This is a genomic window from Paraburkholderia sp. DD10 (assembly GCF_049177125.1).
Lineage (GTDB): Bacteria > Pseudomonadota > Gammaproteobacteria > Burkholderiales > Burkholderiaceae > Paraburkholderia > Paraburkholderia terricola.
In genome coordinates, this window is record NZ_CP185392.1 from 3,328,331 (window position 1) to 3,345,964 (window position 17,634).

A 17,634-nucleotide genomic window follows, 5' to 3' on the forward strand; every position below is an offset into this window, starting at 1 on the left:
GAGCGGAAGCTTTCCGCTTGCACTGCCGACCCGGCGACATTCGAAGCGGGCGAAGAACGGCAGCCATGAAATCCTGGATTCCCGACTTGTCCTCATACCGGGGCCCGGTCTATCTCGCCGTGGTCGACGAAATCGAAACGGCGATCGGGACCGGCCGTCTCCAACCCGGCGACACCTTGCCTTCGCAACGGATGCTGGCCGACTTCCTCGGCTTGCACGTGAACACGGTCAATCGCGCACTGCGCGAGACCGCGCGCCGCGGCCTGACGATCGGCAGCAGGCGCAAGGGGACCATCATTCTCAGGCTTTCCGCCTGATCGTCGGCCAAGCCGACGAATACTCATTGACTGCACTCGCGGACGTGACGGCATTCGCCGTTCGTCCGCGTGCGTAGATAGGGCAAAGCCATTCCATGTACGACCCGCAACGTCGCTTCGGTTCAAAAATGAGCGCACTGGCGATGTGTCTGCTTGCATCGCTAAGCGTTTCGTTCGGCGCGTTCGCGGCGCCGCCCGGCTCGCCGCACACCGCCGATGCCGGCACGCCGCAATGGCGCTCCGCGTTTCACTACACGCCGCAACGAAACTGGATGAACGATCCCAACGGACTCGTCTTCCACAACGGTCTTTATCACCTGTTCTATCAATACAATCCGAACGGGAATTCGTGGGGCAATATGTCCTGGGGACATGCCACCAGTTCCGATCTCCTTCATTGGACCGAGCAACCGGTTGCGATGCACGTCAATGCAACCGAGGAGATCTTTTCCGGTTCCATCGTGGTGGACGCGCACAACACGTCCGGCTTGGCCCGGCGAATTCCTCGCCGCTGATCGCGCTTTATACCAGCGTGTATAAGGCCGGCTCGGGACATCGACCAGGCACGCAGGCGCAATCGCTCGCCTACAGTACCGACGACGGCAAGACGTGGCGCGAATACGCGCGCAATCCGGTGCTGACGCTCGATCCCGAATCGCAAAACTTTCGTGACCCGAAGGTGTCGTGGTACGCGCCGGGGGGTTACTGGCTCATGACCACCGTGGTCGCGGACGCGCACGTCGTCAAGATGTACCGCTCGAATAATCTGATCGACTGGGATTTTCTCAGCGACTTCACTCTTCCCGACATTCCTCATCGAGGGGCGCTCTGGGAGATGCCCGATCTGTTCCCCTTGCCCCTCGATGGCGACAACCGCAAGCAGAAGTGGGTGATGATCGTGAACGTCAACCCGTGGTCGATCGCGGGCGGGTCCGGCGCGATGTATTTCGTCGGCAGCTTCGACGGCAGAACGTTCACGCCGGAAAACGTGGCGCCGGCCGGTTCCGATCCTTCGCGCTTCCAGTGGCTCGATCACGGCGCCGATTACTATGCAGCCGGAACATTCGCGAATGCGCCGGGCGGCGAGGCGGTCACGATCGGCTGGATGAGCAACTGGGACTACGCCGAACGCATACCGACCACGCCGTGGAAAGGCGCAACCGCGCTGCCTCGCGTACTCGCGCTGAAAACGGTCGACGGCGTGCCGCGATTGACATCCGGGCCAGTGGAGCAATACACGCGGTTCGTCAGCACAGGTTCGACCACGCGCATTAACGAACTCAGCGTTTCCTCGCGTGTGGAAGAACTCGCGCCCTCCACACGTGGTGTGGTGCAAAACATCGACGTGACGATCAGTCCGCACTCGGCGCGGCGTGCGGGCCTGGTCGTCAGAGGCTCGGCGAACGGCGAGGTGGGCACGCGGATTGTCTACGACACCGAGCGTCGGACACTGACGCTCGATCGCTCGAAGTCCGGCGAGAGCGGGTTCTCGAATGCGTTCAGCAAAGCGCACATCGTCGACTTGCCGTTAGTGGACGGGAAGCTGCATCTCACCGTGGTGGTCGACAGGGATTCCGTGGAAGTATTCGCGGATCATGGCCGCACTGTCATCACGGATCTCGTCTTTCCGGGCGAGGACGACAACCGCGTTTCGGTTTTCGCCGAAGGCGGCAACGCAACGTTCAGCGATTTGGCGATTACCGACCTCTCCGCCCCCAAGCGCTAACGCGGACAGCGGCCGACAGCGCTTATGCCTTCGCGGGCCGCCCCGTCTTTACCGCTTCCACCGACGACACCGCGGCGAGAAGCCGTTTCGGCGCGGCGGACTCGAGCATCAGCAGCCCGGCGCGCAACAGCTCGCTCTTCTTGACCGAAACACCGGCATCCAGACACTTCTTTTTCAGCGCCGCGATTTTGTCGTAATCGGATTTCGGCATGGTGAAACTGTCTCGCACCACCTTGTCTTTCTTGGCCCGCTTTGCTCGTGGTTCCGCAGAGGCGACGGCCGGCGCGGACGCAACATCGGCAACAACCTGCTGTTTCGGTTTCGCGGTTTTCTTCGTGGTGACAGGCTTGTCTACAACCGGTTGCTCGGATTGAACGACGATGTTGCCGTCGCCTGCCGCGACGCCGTTCGAATTTTCAGTGGAGCGAGATGCTTTCTTGCCGGCTTTCCGGACGACGGGTGCGTTCATGTAGGCCTCCAGGTTTGTAATGGTATAAACAGTATATACCGTTTATTGAGGGGGCTGTTTGCATGGAAGGTGGGACGTCGCAGCAGTAAACTGCAAGCATGGCTTTTTGACGGGAGAACGTCATGCGTCTCGTTGACTGGAACATTCAGTGGGGACGCGGCGTGGATGGCCGCGTCGACCTCGCTCGCATCGTGCGCGAAGCAAAAGCACTGTGCGATTTCGACATTCTTTGCCTTCAGGAAGTGACGCGCGGTTTTCACGAGGGTCCGGCCGCGGGTGGACTGGCAGGCGGCCCCTCTGCCGATCAGTTCGCCGAGCTTGCCGCGTTGCTGCCGCACGCGAAGGTGATCGAGGCGATCGGCTCCGATCTTCCCCCCGTCGGAGCGGCGCGACAGCGGCGTCAATTCGGCAATGCGATCGTGACCCCTCTGCCTGTCCGACAGGTGCTGCGTCATTCGCTGCCCTGGCCGGCCGACCCTGCCCAGCCGTCGATGCTGCGTGTCGCGCTCGAAGCGGTGATCGAAACGGACATCGGCCCGCTGCGCGTCATCAGCACGCATCTCGAGTTCTATTCGGAAGCGCAACGGCTGGCACAGGTGGCAAGGCTGCGCGAATTGCACAAGGAGGCATGCGACCATGCGCGCCGTCCGGCGAAAGCGGAGAAACCGGACAGTCCGTTCGCCGATACGGCACGCCCGCTGAGCGCCATTGTCTGCGGTGATTTCAACAGCGCGTTTGAAGGCTCTGCTTATTGCAGGATGCTCGAACCGATTCCGGACGCGCCCGCGTTCGCCGACGCCTGGGCTTGCGCGCACCCGAATGCGCCGCGCGCCGCCACCGTCGGTCTATACGATCATGAACAGTGGGAAGACGGACCGTTCGCATGCGACTTCGTTTTCGTCACTGAAGATTTGAAGCCGCGCATTGCGAGTTGCGGCGTGGATCAGAATAGCCGCTCGTCCGATCATCAGCCGATGTGGCTCGAGTTGCGCTAACGCTTCGCAACTATCCGAATCGCTCCGGGCGGAACGGATAGGCAGGGGTGAAAGGCGTTGCGCCCGTCATCATTTCCGCCAGCAGACGGCCCGTTACCGGGCCGAGCGTCAATCCATGATGGTTATGCCCGAACGCGAACCAGAGCCCACGATGCCGGGGCGCCTGGCCGATGACCGGGCGCATATCCGGCGTACAGGGACGCAAGCCAAGCCACGGTGCGGGGTCGAGCCGCTTGCCCAGACCGAAGGTGGACCTGGCGACGGCCTCCGCCCGCTCCAGTTGAACACCGGTTGGCGCCGCGTCGCGCCGCGCGATTTCAACGCCCGTGGTCAACCGAAGCCGGCCTTCCATCGGCGCGATCACGTATCCCTCCTGAGCGTCCACGAATGGCACCGAGAGCATCGGCTTCGTGGGCTGATAATGCATGTGATACCCGCGTTTCGCCCGTAGCGGGATGCGATACCCCAGCGGCGCGAACACCCGATCCGACCACGGTCCGAGCGCTATCACGACCTCGCTCGCACTGAGCCTGCCCGACGCTGTCTGCACCGTCCATGCCCCTGCTTCCGCCCGCAAGGTGGTCGCCTCGCCGATCAGCAGCGTGCCGCCGCCTTCCTCGAACAAACGCGCGTAACCCTTCGTCAACGCACCGGGATTGACGATGCTCCTCGGGTCCTGCCAATGCAACGCGCCACAAAATCCCGCTTCGAGACCGGGCTCGCGCGCGACGAGCGCCGCCGAATCGAGCGGCGCCACCTGCAGGCCATGCGTGCGTGCGATGACCTCGGCGGCGGCGAGGTGTTTCGCGAATTCCGCCGGCGTGCGGAACGCTTCCATCCAGCCCTTGTTGCTGACGAGATGCGCGAGGCGCGCCCGCTCGATCAGCGCATCGTGCTCGGCCACGCTTTGCCGAATCAAGGGCAGCATGTCGCGCGCCGCCGCCGCGAGCCGTTCGGGAGACGACTCCCACCAGAAGCGTGCCAGCCATGTCGCAAACGACGGCAGCGCCCTGTAGTCCCAGTAAAGATCGGTCGACTGATTGCGCAGATAGCGCAGCAAGGTGCCGAGCTCGCGCGGGAACGCATAAGGGACCACAGACGAACACTCGATCAGGCCGGCGTTGCCGAAACTCGTTTCCTCACCAGGACCGCGCCGGTCGACGAGCGCCACGCGGCGTCCGCGATCCTGCAAGTGCAGCGCGGACGACACGCCGACAATGCCGGCGCCGAGCACGATCACATCGAAGTCCATAAACTCGCTCTGCTTTCGCTATCCGTGCCCGTTACTTGGCAATGATGTCGCGCTTGAAGTACTTCTGCGAGAGACTGCTCAGCGTGCCGTCCTTCTTCAGCGCGGCGAGCGCGGTGTCGATCTTTTTGGCCAGCGCCTTATCGCTCTTGCGCAAACCGAAACCCGTACCTTCACCGAGCGTTGCCGGATCGGAAAGCGGCTCGCCGACGATCGCATAGTCGTGGCCCTCGGGCTTGTTCAGAAAACCGTCCTGAACGGTCTGCGCTTCCTGAACAGCCGCATCCAGGCGACCCGCGGTGAGATCGGCGTAGACCTGGTCCTGGTCCGCATAAGAGACGACCGACACGCCGGCATTCGCCCAATGGCGCTTGAGGAAATCTTCCTGCGACGATCCCTGCAGAACACCTACGCGCTTGCCCTGAAGGCTCTTCACATCGGGCAGCAAGGGGGCGCCGCGCTTCGCCACCATCACGATCGGCACGACGTAGATGGGCCGTGTGAAATCAATGCTCTGCTTACGCTTTTCGGTGATGTTCATCGCGGAATTGATCACGTCGAATTTGCGTGCCTGCAACGCGGGAATCAATCCGTCGAACGAATTCTCGACCCACACACATTTCATTTCCAGCTTGGCGCAGACCGCGTTGCCGACATCGATGTCGAATCCCTGCAATTGCCCCGAGGGCGTCTTGCTTTCGAACGGCGGATACGCTGCCTCGACGCCGAAGCGCAAGGTGGATTGCGCCTGGGCGCTGGCAGCGCCGGCCAAGGCGACGGCAAGGAAAACTGAGAGCGGAAACTTCAGACGCATGGTGGTCACCTGATGGGTTGGATAGCAAATCCGGGTCGCCGCGGTCGCTGATTGACAGACAACTTCGAGACAACTTCGCTGCGAGGTCGAGATAGGAAACAGCTCGCCCTGGACCCACAGTCTATTCTGGACACTCCCAAATGCAAGCGATTTTCAAAATACTTGTCCAGACTGGACATTTTGAACATAGAATCGCAGCAACGCCCGAAGGCGATCTGGGAGAGCAGGCCAATGAGCAACGCAGACAAGACAAGCCCGTTGATAGTCCACGAGGACGCGGTACGCGAGGCGCTACCCCACCTGGATGTGCGACGTGCGCTGACGCGGGTGTTTCACTCGCTGGGCAACGACACGGCCGTCCAACCACCTCAAACGCTGAGTCCGTTTCCCCAGGGTCAGGGAGACTTCATCACCTACCTCGGTGCGATGGCGCACGCCAAGGTGTTCGGAGCGAAGTTGTCGCCGTACATCGTGACCGAATCGAAGCCGGTCATCACGGCGTGGACGGCATTGATGTCGATGGAAACCGGACAGCCTCTGATGTGGTGCGACTCCGCGCTGCTCACCGTCGAGCGAACCGCCGGCACGACTGCGTTGGCCGTCGAGCACCTGGCGGCATCGAACGCGCGCCGGCTTGCTATCGTCGGCGCGGGTGCGGTCGCTCAAGCGCACGTGCGTCATCTCGCACCGCTGCGGGCGTGGGACTCGATCCGCGTGTTTTCCCCGGCGCTCGATAAGGACGAGGCGAAGCGCGCAACGGTTGCGGCGCTCGACGAGCGCGTGACGATTTGCACGAAGATGGAAGATTGCCTGAGCGATGCCGATGTCGTGGCCTTGTGCACATCCTCGGCTACGCCTGTCTTGTCGGAAAGCACGCTGACAAAACCGGCGCTCATCACGTCGATCAGCACGAACGCCGCCAACGCGCATGAGATTCCGCCCGCCTGGATTCCGCACGTGGATGTCTATTGCGATTACCGGCAAACCACGCCGGCGAGCGCGGGCGAATTGAAGCTGGCCGCGCAGCAGCACGGCTGGTCTGCGCAAAGCGTGCTCGGCGATCTGCCCGAACTTGTGTCCGGCGTGGCTTTAAAGCCGTCTTACCAGAAGCACGCTTTTTTTCGTTCGATCGGACTCGGGCTCGAAGATGTTGCAATCGCCTTCGAGTTGTTCCGGCACCTTCGCCGCCCGTCAACGTGACAAGGACGCTGTCGCAGTTCGAGCGTTTCGTTCGGTTCGGGATGAATGCGGCAAAAGCGTGTGGCTAATGGCGGCGTGGTTCCGCGTGGCAAAATAATCGTGGAACGCAAAGCTCGCGGCACGTGGCGCAACACGTTGCCAGAGTTTCCGAAAACTGGAATTCGACCCATCCCCATGCGAAAGACCAAGACAACGGCCGCACGCCGGCTTCTTCTGGATCGATACGGCCGTGTCGCCGACGGTATCGCGCTGCTCTTTTTCCCTTACGTCGAGATCGTCATTCACGACTTGCAAAGCCAGACGATCGCCTACATCGCGAACAATCTGTCCAAGCGCGAACTCGGCGACGAATCGGCACTCGAGGAAATCGACCATTCAGCCGAGTCGGGCACGATCGGTCCATACGAAAAGATCAACTGGGATGGCAGGCGGATGCGCTGTGTCAGCACGGTGCTCTTCGACGACGCAGGAAGCGCCGTCGGCGTGATGTGCGTCAACTACAACATAGCGGTCTTCGAGGACGTGAAACATGTGATCGACCGCGTGATTTCCGGCGCCGGCGTGATCAGGCAGCCCGAGGAGTTGTTCAAGGACGACTGGCAGGAACGCATCAACACTTTTCTTCACGCGTGGCTTCAGGAACGCCAGTTGGCATTGAACTCGCTGACGCGCGATCACCGCCGCGAACTGGTCGAAGCGTTGTGGGCCGAAGGGGCGTTCAAGGGGAAGAGCGCGGCAAACTATGTCGCCAACGTGCTGGGGATGGGGCGCGCGACCGTGTATCAACACATCAGAGATTTGCGGGGCGCGGCAGCTTGAGAATGGAGGCGTTGATCACGCCTCTTCCAATCCCAGCGTGACAAAGCCGGTCTTGCGCGGCGAGACCGGCTTTGCGGACTTCGCGCCGCTTCGAGCGGCGTCGTTATGCGCGCATTAATAGCGCGGCGGCGGGCGATGATCGTTGTGATCGTCGCGGCCGTGGTGGCGCGGATCGTAGTCGCGCGGATGATGGCGCATCCACTCGTCGTGATCCCAGTAGCGACGACCGTCGTAGTAACGATCGCCGTGCCAGCCGATGTCGATCGACACGCCTACCGGCATCATGTGCGGCTGACCATAAACCACAGGTGCCGGGCCATTCCCGATGACCACGCGTTCCTGCGCGAACGCGCTGCCGGCCGCGAGCAATGCGCCGCCCGCGAGCAGGGTCGCAATAATCGAACGCGATGTCTTGTTGAAGGTTTTCATAGTGAGCTCCCGTCAAGGTTTCGTATCAAGCCGGCGTTGGGGTTCGGTCGACCTTTAACCGCCATGTCGAGCCCAAATCGGACGCCGTGCGCTTGAGACCAACTTTAACGGGACGAACCGCGTGAATACGTGAGCACGTGTAAGCGCACATTTCAAAGGCGGTGACCGAGGGTAGCGCCCGTTTTCAGGTTCGATACCCCGCTGCAACGCCGTGCGCGGTGAAACGTCCGCGCCGCGCGGCGGCCCTGTAGAAAGCCCCGCGACGTTCCGCCGTTACATTCATTTCCGCAGGGAAATATTCGCAGCGGAATCCGCCGCATAAACAAAAGCCACGGCCCGCGTTTCGCGGGCCGTGGCTTCAGTGATGCGAGCGCACCCGGGTGCGCGACCCATGCGCGGCGCTCCGCGCTCGGGCTTTAAGCTTGGCTCTTAGTCGCTCAGCTTGATGCCGAACAACGTAGCTTGTGCCTTGCGAACACGCTCGGCTTCGCGGCTACGCGCTGCGTACGAATAGTCCGAATCGAGCGGCAGATGGGGCGACGCAAAGAGGTCGCTGACCTTTTGGAACAGTGCAAAAATGAAGCTCATGGCGACTCCCGGTTAGTTACTGCATTTGCTAGGGTTTTCCCTTAAGAATGATTATAGGGTTTTCCCTAGGCAAAAGCTAGTGCAATGCAGCAATCTTCGGGGCGTGGCGCGTTGCTACGGGCTTCCAAGCAATGATGCGTTGCATCATGACAACGTCCCTGTTTTCCTAATCCGGGGCCAAAAGGATGACCTACTGAAGCGTCCTTGCCGGCTGCCTTTTGGCGCGAACCGGTTTCGCGCTCTCCACGCTCTTGCGCGGATTGACTACCGCGGCGTCGACGGCGCCCGCCGCCGCGCTTGCCGCCGGTATCAGCGTGGCGCTATTCATCGACACGATCAGTCCCGGCAGCGACCGCGCGGGGTTGTCTTGCGGCTTGACCGTGGCGCCGGTCGCGGAAAATTCCACGTTCAAGGCCCAAAACCCTTCGTGGACGCCCTTGTCGCGGATGAGCGCGGTCAACAGTTCCTCAATGGAAAACTTGTGTTCGCTAGTCGGCATGGTGGCTCCCGTCAGAAGAGGCGCTGGCGTATCCGGTCCGGCTTCGCAACAGCACTAGAAGTGTAAACGCGGGGATTTGCAGGTGCGATGCGCCGGCGGCGGGCGGCGCCTTACGGCGCCTATCCGGCGACGAACGCGTTAAGCGGCAGAACCTGCGATCAGACGGGGCGTTGAAATGGGCGGCCGCGGCCGGCTTGTCGCCGGCGCGGCGTCCCATTTTCAGTGGGAGGTGGCTGCTTTCGGCTTATGCGCGTGCTGCGCTCGCGCGGCACGCTTCGCCTGAGCCGGCGTAGCCGCAGCCTGCTGAGCCGCGGCGGGCGCTGCCGCGACCGCCGCGGCCGATGCAGCTTCGCTTGCCGCTGCCCTGGCCATTGCCATGTGTGTGTCGAGCAGGCTGGTCATGGCCGCCTGCTGGTTCTGCATCAACGCTTCGATGCGATGCTGCTGGGCGGTGGTCTCGCGCGTCAGACGCATCAGGAGCACGGTCTGCGTAATGCCAATGGCGACCGTGACGAGCAACGCGCCCACCACGATCGACAACATCCATTTCATACGGCGCGAGTGGTCGGTCGCGGCGCGACGCTGATCGGCAATCACGCCATACAGGGCGTCGACGGTATCGGCGAAGGCGGTCGCCCGCGCGCGGTCGAGTTCGGGCGCGGCGCGCTGTGCGGCTGCCGATGCTTCGGCGCGTTGGGCTTCCCACAAGGGTGCGGCATAGGCTGAGTTGGCGCTGGCGCTGGCATTCATGCGTGCGGACGCGGATGCGTTGACCGACGGCTTGCGCTCCGCAGCCACCGCGCCTGATTCCGGCGAAGTACGGTCGGCAGGCGCGCTCGCAACTTCGGCATCGGACGTTTCCAGCGAGGCGGCCGCCACTTTGGTCGCAGCCGCAGCCGCCGCGGACCGCGGCTGCGGTTGACCGCCGCGCGTGACCGATTCACGCACATGATCCGCCGCCGTCGCGCCCGGCTCGGCCGCCTGGCGCAGCGCGGTCACGCTGCGCGCCACGGTCGCTGCCGCCATGGCTGGCGTGAGCGGCGCCGCGTCGCGCGCCGCCGCCGATGTCGCTGATCTTTCTTCAGCGGTCAAGCCCGCGATCGGCGTCACATCAGCAACGGTCAGCCCGTCAGCCGACGAACCCGTCACTGGCAACGGCTCCGTTTCCAGTCCGCTCAATTGCGCATTCACCGGCACCGGTTCATCGGACTTCGCGGCGCGAGGCGCGCGGCGCGCCGCCTTCGCGTCCAGCGGCGCGCCGTCGCCGGCTTCGATCGCGCCGACCGCCGCCAACACCACGTCGGGCAATTCGAAACCATGCAGCGTGCCTTGGCGGATGTCGATGTTCATCGCTTCCAGCGTGGCGCGGGTGGGGTCGTCGGGGAACAGGTCGAGCGTGCTGTCGTCGCGGGTGGCGTCGCTCAATTGCGCGAGGCGTTGCGCCGAACGCGCGGCGCGTGCCAGCTTGTTTTCGGTTTCGGTCGAGACGGTGGCCTGACGCCGCTTCCTGGAAGCGGCGCGCGGAGGCCGGGACTGCGTGGATGCTGCGGAATCTGCCATAAAGAAAAAAGCGGTCGTCGCCGGAAAGCGGGCGCCGGGCACCGCTCGTGAATGCCATTGGAATTTTTCGAGCCCGCATTGTCGCATGGCCGCCCGCACGTCCTGAAGCCATTCGGCGACGATTTTGCGCTTCAGGACGACGCGTCGTCCTGCCTGAAGTGCTTGACGCCACGCAGTTGCCGCAGGCGTGAGCAGATCGCCTCGTATTCGGCGCTCGATACGCGGTGCAAGGTGATGATCACCTCGTCGCACTCGGGTTCGTCGTCGCTTTGCTGCATCACGAACTGCTTGACACGCGGACTCGCGGCGCCGAGTTCGTCGTGCAGCGAATGGAACGTCATGGCGCCGCGCTCGACGATCATCGTCAATTGACGTCGCTGCTTGACGGTGATGAAGCGGCGCTCGAGCGGCTTGATGCCGGCGAGGATGATCAGAATGATGATGGTCGCCGCGATCGATGCCGTGTACAGTCCGCCGCCCACCGCGAGGCCGATTGCCGCGACCGACCAGAGGCTCGCCGCCGTGGTCAGTCCGCGCACGATCTCGCCGCGCAGCAGGATCGAGCCCGCGCCGAGAAAGCCGATGCCGGACACGACCTGGGCGGCCATCCGCGACGGATCCAGCACGACGTGTTCGTTGTTCAGCACGTCGGCAAAGCCGTACGCCGAGACGATCATGATGAGCGCCGAACCGACGCACACCAGCATGTGCGTGCGCAAGCCGGCGGCCCACGAAAGCCGCTCGCGCTCGAAGCCGATCACGCTGCCGAGCGCCGCGGCCAACACCAGACGGGAGAGGAGTTCGAGGTTCGGCAACATTGTTCTGTCCTCCTTGCCTGAAATTATTCGAAGCGTTTGTGCCCCCATGACGGAGTGTCAGTGGAACCCGTTTGCTTTATCCTAGGCCGCACGTCGCAACGACCGCGACCGCCCACGTCCGTGGGCGCTTTGAAACACCGCGTTTGATCCACCTGACCATGCCGAGCACGAAAACTTCCGCCACCGCCACCTCCACGACCGCTCTTGCAGGTGCGCTGCGCGATCACTTTACGAACGTCGTGCTGCCGCTGTGGCGCGGACCGGGTTTCAACGCCGGGTTGAAGCTGCCCTACGAAGCCGTCAGCGCCGACGACCACCGGCCGCTGCCCGCCGAACGCTATCGGGCAATGGCATGCGCGCGACAATTGTTCGTGTTCTCGCAAGCAGGCGATGCGGCCCATGCGCAGGTGTTGTTCGACTCGCTGATGCACACCTTTCAGGACACACGCCAGGGCGGATGGTTCTATAGCGTCGACGCGCAAGGCGCGCCGCTCGACACTACCAAAGACCTTTACACGCATGCGTTCATCGTATTCGCGTGCGCGCAATACGGCCGGCGCTCCGGCAATCGCGACGCGCTGGAAGCCGTGCATCGCACGTCAGCGCTGATTCAGTCGAACTTCCTCGCCGAAGACGATCTGTTCAACGCCGCGCTCACCGCGGACTTCGCCGGGGTGAGCGGCACGCCGATCCAGAATCCCTTGATGCATCTGACCGAAGCCTGGCTGGCCGCACGCGAGGCCACGCGCGACAACGCGTTCGACGCCGCGCTGCATCGCCTGGCCGGCGCCGTCGCGCGTCATTTCGTGCATGCGCCCACGGGTTGCATCGCCGAATTGCCGATCGGCGCCGACGATAACCGGTTGGAGCCGGGTCATCAGTTCGAGTGGTACTGGCTGGTCAAGCAGGCGCCCGACCTGTTCGAAGCTTCAGGGCTTGACGAAGCACTCGCGCGCGCCTTCGCCTTCGCGCAGCAATGTGGCGTGAACCCGCAAACGGGGGGCGTGTACGCATCGCTCGACGAAACCGGCACGATCAAGGACGCGACCCAGCGCATCTGGGCTCAAACGGAATACTTGCGCGCGCTGGCAAGTCATGACAACCCAGCCTCGCTCGCCGCGCTGCCGCGGCAAATCGAGTTGTTCCAGCAACGCTTCCTGCGTTCGCAGGGCTGGTTCGAGTGCAAGACGCCGGCCGGGGAAGTGGCGCGCGCCGACATGCCGTCGACCACGCCGTATCACCTCGCAACCGCCTACGAGGCGTTACCGGACTGAGCAAAGTCGATCAGACCAGGCGGCGGGTACTCGCGCCGCCGCCCGCCAGTCCGTCAGTACTCTTCGCGCTGCCAGGGTCCCCAGCTCGCGTCGGCGGATTTAAAACGCATATAAGTCGCGCTGTGTCCGGTGGGGGTATCCGACGTGTCGCCGTGCGGCTTCCGGTCGGTGGTGTGAAGGGCAAAAGCCTGACGTTCCTCGCTGTCGACGGTGATGCGGCCGACCGGGTCCGGTGCGCCCTCTTGAGGTGATTTGGACTCCAATATCGCCAGATAGGGGGTCAAACGACTCCAGAACGAGGTGAGTTCTTCCTGCAGATAATGTGTCAATGTTTTTCCTGGAAGAGTAAGGCGACCAGTTTACCCTACCAGCCGAAGCGCTCCTGAAAACGCTTTCAGGGCTCCCAAAAGGCACGAACCTGGGAATACCCGAATACTGGTTGATTGGCATCCGTCATAAAGACGTGATACAACTCGTACTTCGCGCTCGATCTCGTGTTGAGAAATAGCGGTCGCGAATGCAATACACAACATTTACTGGATTAAAAATGGCAACAGGTACTGTGAAGTGGTTTAACGATGCAAAGGGCTTTGGCTTCATCACGCCGGACGACGGCGGCGAAGACCTGTTCGCGCACTTTTCGGAAGTTCAAGGCAGCGGCTTCAAGTCCCTGCAGGAAAACCAGAAGGTGACGTTCGAAGTTAAGCAAGGCCCGAAGGGCAAGCAGGCTGCGAACATCCAGCCGGCCTAAGTACCGTCAGGTACTTTGAGGCACCCTTAGGCGCTTGCGTCTGATGCAAAATGGCCCGCGAACGCGGGCCATTTTCTTTGGTTCATTGCCTTCTTTTTGAGCGCCTGCGCGGTTAAATTGCGCGCATTCCGGCCAACTCGAACCCCGCCGTCTGTCCGCGCGGTCCCTCGATTTGTTGCGTGCGCAACACAGATTCAGAAATTTCGAACACGGCAACCGCCTTTTTCAATTCCTGCGTCTGCTGATGCAGCGAAGCTGCCGCTGCTGCCGCCTCTTCGACGAGCGCCGCGTTCTGCTGCGTCATCTCATCCATCTGCACCACCGCCTGGTTCACCTGCTCGATGCCCGTGCTTTGCTCGAGCGACGACGCGCTGATTTCCGCCATCATCTGCGTGACACGGGAGATGGATGCCGACACGTTGCTCATCGCTTCGCCGGCATGCTCGACGAGCGCCGAGCCGCCCTGAATCTCGGCGACCGATTCGCTGATCAGCGTCTTGATCTCCTTCGCCGACTGCGCGCTGCGCTGGGCCAGCCCGCGCACCTCGCCGGCCACCACGGCGAAGCCGCGCCCCTGCTCACCGGCGCGCGCCGCTTCCACCGCCGCGTTCAACGCAAGAATATTGGTCTGGAACGCAATGCCGTCGATCACCGAAATGATCTCGGCGATCTTGTCGGAGCTTTGCGCGATGCCGCGCATCTTGTCGACCACCTCGTTGACCACTTCGCTGCCGCGCGAGGTCGCCTGGAGCGCGGTCGAGGCGAGCGCATTGGCCTCGCGGGCGTGCTCCGCGTTCTGGCGCACGGTGGCGGTCAACTCTTCCATGCTCGACGCGGTTTCCTCGAGCGACGCCGCCTGGTTTTCGGTGCGCGCGGACAGATCCGCGTTGCCGGTCGCGATTTCGTCGGCGCCCAGGTGAATCGAGTCGGCGGATTCGCGCACGGTTTGCACGGTGCGCGCGACGCTCGCCTGCATTCTCGCGAGGCCCGAGAACAGACGGCCGATTTCATTGGTGCCACGCGCGGCGATCGGCTGGTCGAGTCGTCCTTGCGCGATGCGCTCGAAGTGACGGCCGGCTTCCTCCAGCGGCGCCACCACGCCGCGCCGCAGCGCCGCGTACACCGCAGCCGTGCCGACCACCAGCAGCAGCAGGATAACGAGGCTCACGCCGCGGAACATCTCCATGCGTGCGTCGATCGAATCGAGCGACGCACGACTCGCCGCGTCGCCGAATTGCACGAAGTTGCGCAGTTCGACGAGATACGCGTCCTGGAACGACTGGGTCGGCTGATCGAGGAAAGCCTGAATATTGTTCGCATCGAGAAACTGCACGAGTTCGGCCAGCGCGTCATGCAGCTTTTTATAGCGATCGGCGAGCGCGGTGGCGCGAGTGCTGTTTTCACCGCTGGTCTTGCGCGCGTTCATGAACGCACCGAACGACTGATCGGCGGCCGCGAGCTGTTCGCGGGCATGCTGGACGATGTCGGTCGGCTCGGCGCCGCCGCGCACCATGCGCGTACCGGCGCGCGAGAGGTTGATCCGCGCGTCCATCAAATGCTGGGTCGTTTCATTGACCGCGTCCACCTGCTTCAACGCGATGTTCGACAGGTCGCCGACGTCGTCATGGGAGCGGGTAAGCGACCAGAAACCCAAACCCACGGTAACAAGCTGGAATACGCAGAACGCGGCCAGAACACACAACAGGCCGGAGGCGACCTTGATCTTGCTGAACATCGAGAACACCTGAAAGCAGAGAATAACGGGAGCTACGTCAGGGTTAACGGCACAGCAACGCCTTGCTTAAGGCCAATGTCGTCAAAAATCGCCTTACATCCTCCTTACCTCGGCTAACTTCGAAATTCGCGTCACTTGGCACACGCGTGTCGAGCACATATTTCCGATTCAGCTTGACGCGGTGCGTCGGCGCTTCCTAGAGTGGGTAGGGAACTGCATGACGCAGGCCACTGCAAGTACCGCCACCACCGCGGGGTTCACCGAAGGAATCACGATGACCGACCTACTCGACCGGGCGCGCGGCGCACTGCATGCCCAGCCGTTCAGCATGCTGCTGGGCGCTGACCTGATGCACACGGGCACCAGCGAACTGACGTTGTGCCTGCCGATCCGCGACGACTTGCGGCAGCAGCATGGCTTCGTGCATGGCGGCGTCATCAGCTACCTCGCCGATAACGCGCTGACGTTCGCCGGGGCGTTGTCGCTAGGGCCGAAGGTGGTGACCGGCGAATTCAAGATCAACTATTTGCGGCCGGCAATGAACGGCACGCTGATCGCGCGGGCGAAGGTGGTCTACGCAGGCCGCTATCAGGCGACCTGCCAGTGCAACGTCTATGTGATGGAAGGCGACCGTGAAAAGTTGATCGCCGTGGCGCAAGGCACGGTCAACCGGATCAGCGACAGCGGCGAGCACGAGCCGGCGGGTTGAAAAAATCCACGCGCCGGCTGCCGGCTTACTCCGCCGCGTAAGTGCGCTGCGTCTGCTCGCCCAATCCTTCGATACCCAGGCGCACTGTCTGCCCCGGCTTCAGATACACCGCATCCGGCTTCACGCCCATGCCGACGCCCGGCGGCGTGCCGGTCGAAATCACGTCGCCCGGTTGCAGGCTCATGCACTGCGACACATACGACACGAGCTTGGCGACGCCGAACACCATCGTCCTGGTGTTGCCGTTCTGATAGCGGTGGCCGTCCACTTCGAGCCACAGGCTCAGGTTCTGCGGATCGGCGACTTCGTCGCGCGTGACCATCCACGGGCCGATCGGGCCGAAGGTGTCGAAGCCCTTGCCCTTGTCCCACGTGCCGCCGCGCTCGATCTGCCATTCGCGTTCCGACACGTCGTTGATCACGCAGTAACCCGCCACGTAATCGAGCGCGTTGGCTTCGTCGACGTATTTCGCCGGCTTGCCGATCACCACGCCCAGTTCCACTTCCCAATCGGTTTTCTTCGAGCCGCGCGGAATTTCGATGTCGTCGTTCGGGCCGGAAATCGCGCTCGTCCACTTGTTGAAAATCACCGGTTCGGGCGGCACCGGCAGATTCGATTCGGCGGCATGGTCCGCGTAGTTCAAGCCGATGCAGATGAACTTGCCGATCTTGCCGACACACGGGCCCATGCGCGGATTGCCCTCCACCAGCGGCAACGAAGCCGGATCGAGCGCGCGCAGCTTGGCGAGGCCCGTGTCGGTCAGCGCGGCGCCGTCGATATCGGCGACCACGTTCGACAGATCGCGGAGCTTGCCTTGCGCGTCGAGCAAGCCCGGCTTTTCCTGGCCCTTCGGCCCATAACGAAGCAGTTTCATCGGTGCACTTCCCTTTATACGTTCAGTGATAGTCGTTCGAATCTCGGTGCCGGTGCGGGTCAGTTCGACCAGCCGCCGTCGATCACATGCGCGTGACCCGTGGTGAACGACGATTCGTCGGACGCGAGATACAGCGCCAGCGCGGCGATCTCCTCGGGCTTGCCGATTCGGCCCATCGGCTGGCGCGCGACAAAGGCGGCTTGCACCGCCTCGATCGTCGCGCCCTGCGCCGCGGCCTGCTCGGCGATCCGCTGTTCGAGCGACGGCGAAGCCACCGTGCCGGGGCAGATCGCGTTACAGCGTACACCACGCGTGATGAAATCCGCCGCGACGGACTTCGTCAAGCCGAGCACGGCCGCTTTCGACGCGCTGTACACGAAGCGGTTCGGCACGCCCTTCACGCTCGACGCCGCCGACGACATATTGATGATCGAGCCGCCGCCCTTTTCCAGCATCGCCGGCAGGAACGCGCGGATCATGCGGTACATCGCCTTCGCATTCAGATCGAAGGCGAAATCCCAGTCTTCGTCCGTGCATTCGAGAATCGTGCCGGCGTGCACGAAGCCCGCGCAGTTGAACAGCACGTCGATCGCGCCGACTTCCGCGGCCAGCGCCTTGATCGCCGCGTCGTCGCGCACGTCGAGCTTGCGCGCTTCGACCGGCTTGCCGGCGAGTCCGTCGATGCGGATATCGGTGGCGATCACGCGCGCGCCTTCGCGCGCGAACAGTTCCGCGGTGGCGAGACCGATGCCTTGTCCCGCTGCGGTAATCAGGGCCGTCTTGCCGGCCAGTCTTTGTGTCATCTACG

The 17,634-nt window shown here is 62.9% G+C and carries 19 protein-coding genes and 1 pseudogene; 8 read left to right on the plus strand and 12 right to left on the minus strand.

All coding sequences use genetic code 11. From position 1 onward, the window contains the following. The first annotated feature begins 65 nt into the window (after nucleotides 1-65). Entirely contained in the window at nucleotides 66-317 is a 252-nt protein-coding gene (locus ACOCG7_RS15080; RefSeq protein ID WP_073431324.1) for a GntR family transcriptional regulator, read from the plus strand. Nucleotides 318-412: 95 nt separating this feature from the next. After that, nucleotides 413-2,043: pseudogene (locus ACOCG7_RS15085) on the plus strand (glycoside hydrolase family 32 protein). A 22-nt stretch (nucleotides 2,044-2,065) separates the two neighbouring features. On the opposite strand, the gene ACOCG7_RS15090 reads toward ACOCG7_RS15085, so the two are convergent. After that, the gene (locus tag ACOCG7_RS15090) at nucleotides 2,066-2,512 is read right to left on the minus strand and encodes a hypothetical protein (protein ID WP_421376180.1); all 447 of its coding nucleotides are present in this window, start codon (nucleotides 2,510-2,512) and stop codon (nucleotides 2,066-2,068) included. A gap of 122 nt (nucleotides 2,513-2,634) precedes the next feature. On the opposite strand from ACOCG7_RS15090, the gene ACOCG7_RS15095 reads away from it, so the two are divergent. Next, on the plus strand, nucleotides 2,635-3,507 hold the full coding sequence (locus tag ACOCG7_RS15095) for an endonuclease/exonuclease/phosphatase family protein (protein WP_114164080.1): 873 nt from the start codon (nucleotides 2,635-2,637) through the stop codon (nucleotides 3,505-3,507). A 10-nt stretch (nucleotides 3,508-3,517) separates the two neighbouring features. On the opposite strand, the gene ACOCG7_RS15100 is transcribed toward ACOCG7_RS15095, so the two are convergent. Further along, nucleotides 3,518-4,759, minus strand: coding sequence for an NAD(P)/FAD-dependent oxidoreductase (locus ACOCG7_RS15100; protein ID WP_421376182.1), 1,242 nt, complete (start codon nucleotides 4,757-4,759; stop codon nucleotides 3,518-3,520). A gap of 31 nt (nucleotides 4,760-4,790) precedes the next feature. Continuing rightward, complete coding sequence (locus ACOCG7_RS15105; RefSeq protein ID WP_114164078.1) at nucleotides 4,791-5,570, minus strand: ABC transporter substrate-binding protein; 780 nt, start codon at nucleotides 5,568-5,570, stop codon at nucleotides 4,791-4,793. Nucleotides 5,571-5,801: 231 nt separating this feature from the next. Here ACOCG7_RS15105 and ACOCG7_RS15110 point away from each other — a divergent pair, with 231 nt between their 5' ends. Together ACOCG7_RS15110 and ACOCG7_RS15115 are read left to right on the plus strand one after the other, a co-directional pair. Next, complete coding sequence (locus ACOCG7_RS15110; RefSeq protein WP_421376185.1) at nucleotides 5,802-6,770, plus strand: ornithine cyclodeaminase family protein; 969 nt, start codon at nucleotides 5,802-5,804, stop codon at nucleotides 6,768-6,770. A gap of 174 nt (nucleotides 6,771-6,944) precedes the next feature. After that, nucleotides 6,945-7,589, plus strand: coding sequence for a helix-turn-helix transcriptional regulator (locus ACOCG7_RS15115; RefSeq protein WP_114164076.1), 645 nt, complete (start codon nucleotides 6,945-6,947; stop codon nucleotides 7,587-7,589). 114 nt (nucleotides 7,590-7,703) lie between these two features. On the opposite strand, the gene ACOCG7_RS15120 is transcribed toward ACOCG7_RS15115, so the two are convergent. The 5 genes from ACOCG7_RS15120 to ACOCG7_RS15140 all read right to left on the minus strand — a co-directional run bounded on the left by ACOCG7_RS15120 (nucleotide 7,704) and on the right by ACOCG7_RS15140 (nucleotide 11,483). Then, the gene (locus ACOCG7_RS15120; RefSeq protein ID WP_073431316.1) at nucleotides 7,704-8,018 is read right to left on the minus strand and encodes a hypothetical protein; all 315 of its coding nucleotides are present in this window, start codon (nucleotides 8,016-8,018) and stop codon (nucleotides 7,704-7,706) included. A gap of 429 nt (nucleotides 8,019-8,447) precedes the next feature. After that, entirely contained in the window at nucleotides 8,448-8,606 is a 159-nt protein-coding gene (locus ACOCG7_RS15125) for a hypothetical protein (RefSeq protein ID WP_167363282.1), read from the minus strand. A gap of 190 nt (nucleotides 8,607-8,796) precedes the next feature. After that, nucleotides 8,797-9,105, minus strand: coding sequence for a hypothetical protein (locus ACOCG7_RS15130; protein WP_154872504.1), 309 nt, complete (start codon nucleotides 9,103-9,105; stop codon nucleotides 8,797-8,799). A gap of 219 nt (nucleotides 9,106-9,324) precedes the next feature. Then, nucleotides 9,325-10,665 (minus strand): hypothetical protein, encoded by a 1,341-nt coding sequence (locus ACOCG7_RS15135; RefSeq protein ID WP_421376188.1) that lies wholly within the window; start codon nucleotides 10,663-10,665, stop codon nucleotides 9,325-9,327. A gap of 131 nt (nucleotides 10,666-10,796) precedes the next feature. Then, nucleotides 10,797-11,483: an MgtC/SapB family protein gene (locus tag ACOCG7_RS15140; RefSeq protein WP_154872502.1), complete on the minus strand. Its 687-nt coding sequence runs from the start codon at nucleotides 11,481-11,483 to the stop codon at nucleotides 10,797-10,799. Nucleotides 11,484-11,641: 158 nt separating this feature from the next. On the opposite strand from ACOCG7_RS15140, the gene ACOCG7_RS15145 reads away from it, so the two are divergent. Then, a complete protein-coding gene (locus ACOCG7_RS15145; protein WP_421376190.1) occupies nucleotides 11,642-12,757 on the plus strand; it encodes an AGE family epimerase/isomerase in 1,116 nt (371 codons plus the stop codon). A gap of 53 nt (nucleotides 12,758-12,810) precedes the next feature. Here ACOCG7_RS15145 and ACOCG7_RS15150 read toward each other — a convergent pair whose 3' ends face one another. Further along, entirely contained in the window at nucleotides 12,811-13,086 is a 276-nt protein-coding gene (locus tag ACOCG7_RS15150) for a hypothetical protein (RefSeq protein WP_073431313.1), read from the minus strand. Between the two features lie 218 nt (nucleotides 13,087-13,304). Between ACOCG7_RS15150 and ACOCG7_RS15155 the strand changes: the two genes are divergently transcribed. Beyond that, nucleotides 13,305-13,508, plus strand: a complete 204-nt coding sequence (locus ACOCG7_RS15155; protein WP_007178724.1) for a cold-shock protein — start codon at nucleotides 13,305-13,307, stop codon at nucleotides 13,506-13,508. A 112-nt stretch (nucleotides 13,509-13,620) separates the two neighbouring features. On the opposite strand, the gene ACOCG7_RS15160 is transcribed toward ACOCG7_RS15155, so the two are convergent. Continuing rightward, entirely contained in the window at nucleotides 13,621-15,243 is a 1,623-nt protein-coding gene (locus ACOCG7_RS15160; RefSeq protein WP_154872501.1) for a methyl-accepting chemotaxis protein, read from the minus strand. Nucleotides 15,244-15,517: 274 nt separating this feature from the next. Between ACOCG7_RS15160 and ACOCG7_RS15165 the strand changes: the two genes are divergently transcribed. Then, nucleotides 15,518-15,952, plus strand: coding sequence for a PaaI family thioesterase (locus tag ACOCG7_RS15165; protein ID WP_073431312.1), 435 nt, complete (start codon nucleotides 15,518-15,520; stop codon nucleotides 15,950-15,952). A 25-nt stretch (nucleotides 15,953-15,977) separates the two neighbouring features. Here ACOCG7_RS15165 and ACOCG7_RS15170 read toward each other — a convergent pair whose 3' ends face one another. Beyond that, nucleotides 15,978-16,826: an ureidoglycolate lyase gene (locus ACOCG7_RS15170; RefSeq protein ID WP_421376194.1), complete on the minus strand. Its 849-nt coding sequence runs from the start codon at nucleotides 16,824-16,826 to the stop codon at nucleotides 15,978-15,980. Nucleotides 16,827-16,885: 59 nt separating this feature from the next. Continuing rightward, complete coding sequence (locus ACOCG7_RS15175) at nucleotides 16,886-17,629, minus strand: SDR family oxidoreductase (protein WP_073431310.1); 744 nt, start codon at nucleotides 17,627-17,629, stop codon at nucleotides 16,886-16,888. Nucleotides 17,630-17,634: the final 5 nt, after the last annotated feature.

Coding starts and splice junctions, on each gene's coding strand:
- ACOCG7_RS15080 (WP_073431324.1), top strand. CDS start 66: ATGAAATCCTGGATTCCCGACTTGTCCTCATACCGGGGCCCGGTCTAT.
- ACOCG7_RS15090 (WP_421376180.1), bottom strand. CDS start 2,512: ATGAACGCACCCGTCGTCCGGAAAGCCGGCAAGAAAGCATCTCGCTCC.
- ACOCG7_RS15095 (WP_114164080.1), top strand. CDS start 2,635: ATGCGTCTCGTTGACTGGAACATTCAGTGGGGACGCGGCGTGGATGGC.
- ACOCG7_RS15100 (WP_421376182.1), bottom strand. CDS start 4,759: ATGGACTTCGATGTGATCGTGCTCGGCGCCGGCATTGTCGGCGTGTCG.
- ACOCG7_RS15105 (WP_114164078.1), bottom strand. CDS start 5,570: ATGCGTCTGAAGTTTCCGCTCTCAGTTTTCCTTGCCGTCGCCTTGGCC.
- ACOCG7_RS15110 (WP_421376185.1), top strand. CDS start 5,802: ATGAGCAACGCAGACAAGACAAGCCCGTTGATAGTCCACGAGGACGCG.
- ACOCG7_RS15115 (WP_114164076.1), top strand. CDS start 6,945: ATGCGAAAGACCAAGACAACGGCCGCACGCCGGCTTCTTCTGGATCGA.
- ACOCG7_RS15120 (WP_073431316.1), bottom strand. CDS start 8,018: ATGAAAACCTTCAACAAGACATCGCGTTCGATTATTGCGACCCTGCTC.
- ACOCG7_RS15125 (WP_167363282.1), bottom strand. CDS start 8,606: ATGAGCTTCATTTTTGCACTGTTCCAAAAGGTCAGCGACCTCTTTGCG.
- ACOCG7_RS15130 (WP_154872504.1), bottom strand. CDS start 9,105: ATGCCGACTAGCGAACACAAGTTTTCCATTGAGGAACTGTTGACCGCG.
- ACOCG7_RS15135 (WP_421376188.1), bottom strand. CDS start 10,665: ATGGCAGATTCCGCAGCATCCACGCAGTCCCGGCCTCCGCGCGCCGCT.
- ACOCG7_RS15140 (WP_154872502.1), bottom strand. CDS start 11,483: ATGTTGCCGAACCTCGAACTCCTCTCCCGTCTGGTGTTGGCCGCGGCG.
- ACOCG7_RS15145 (WP_421376190.1), top strand. CDS start 11,642: ATGCCGAGCACGAAAACTTCCGCCACCGCCACCTCCACGACCGCTCTT.
- ACOCG7_RS15155 (WP_007178724.1), top strand. CDS start 13,305: ATGGCAACAGGTACTGTGAAGTGGTTTAACGATGCAAAGGGCTTTGGC.
- ACOCG7_RS15160 (WP_154872501.1), bottom strand. CDS start 15,243: ATGTTCAGCAAGATCAAGGTCGCCTCCGGCCTGTTGTGTGTTCTGGCC.
- ACOCG7_RS15165 (WP_073431312.1), top strand. CDS start 15,518: ATGACCGACCTACTCGACCGGGCGCGCGGCGCACTGCATGCCCAGCCG.
- ACOCG7_RS15170 (WP_421376194.1), bottom strand. CDS start 16,826: ATGAAACTGCTTCGTTATGGGCCGAAGGGCCAGGAAAAGCCGGGCTTG.
- ACOCG7_RS15175 (WP_073431310.1), bottom strand. CDS start 17,629: ATGACACAAAGACTGGCCGGCAAGACGGCCCTGATTACCGCAGCGGGA.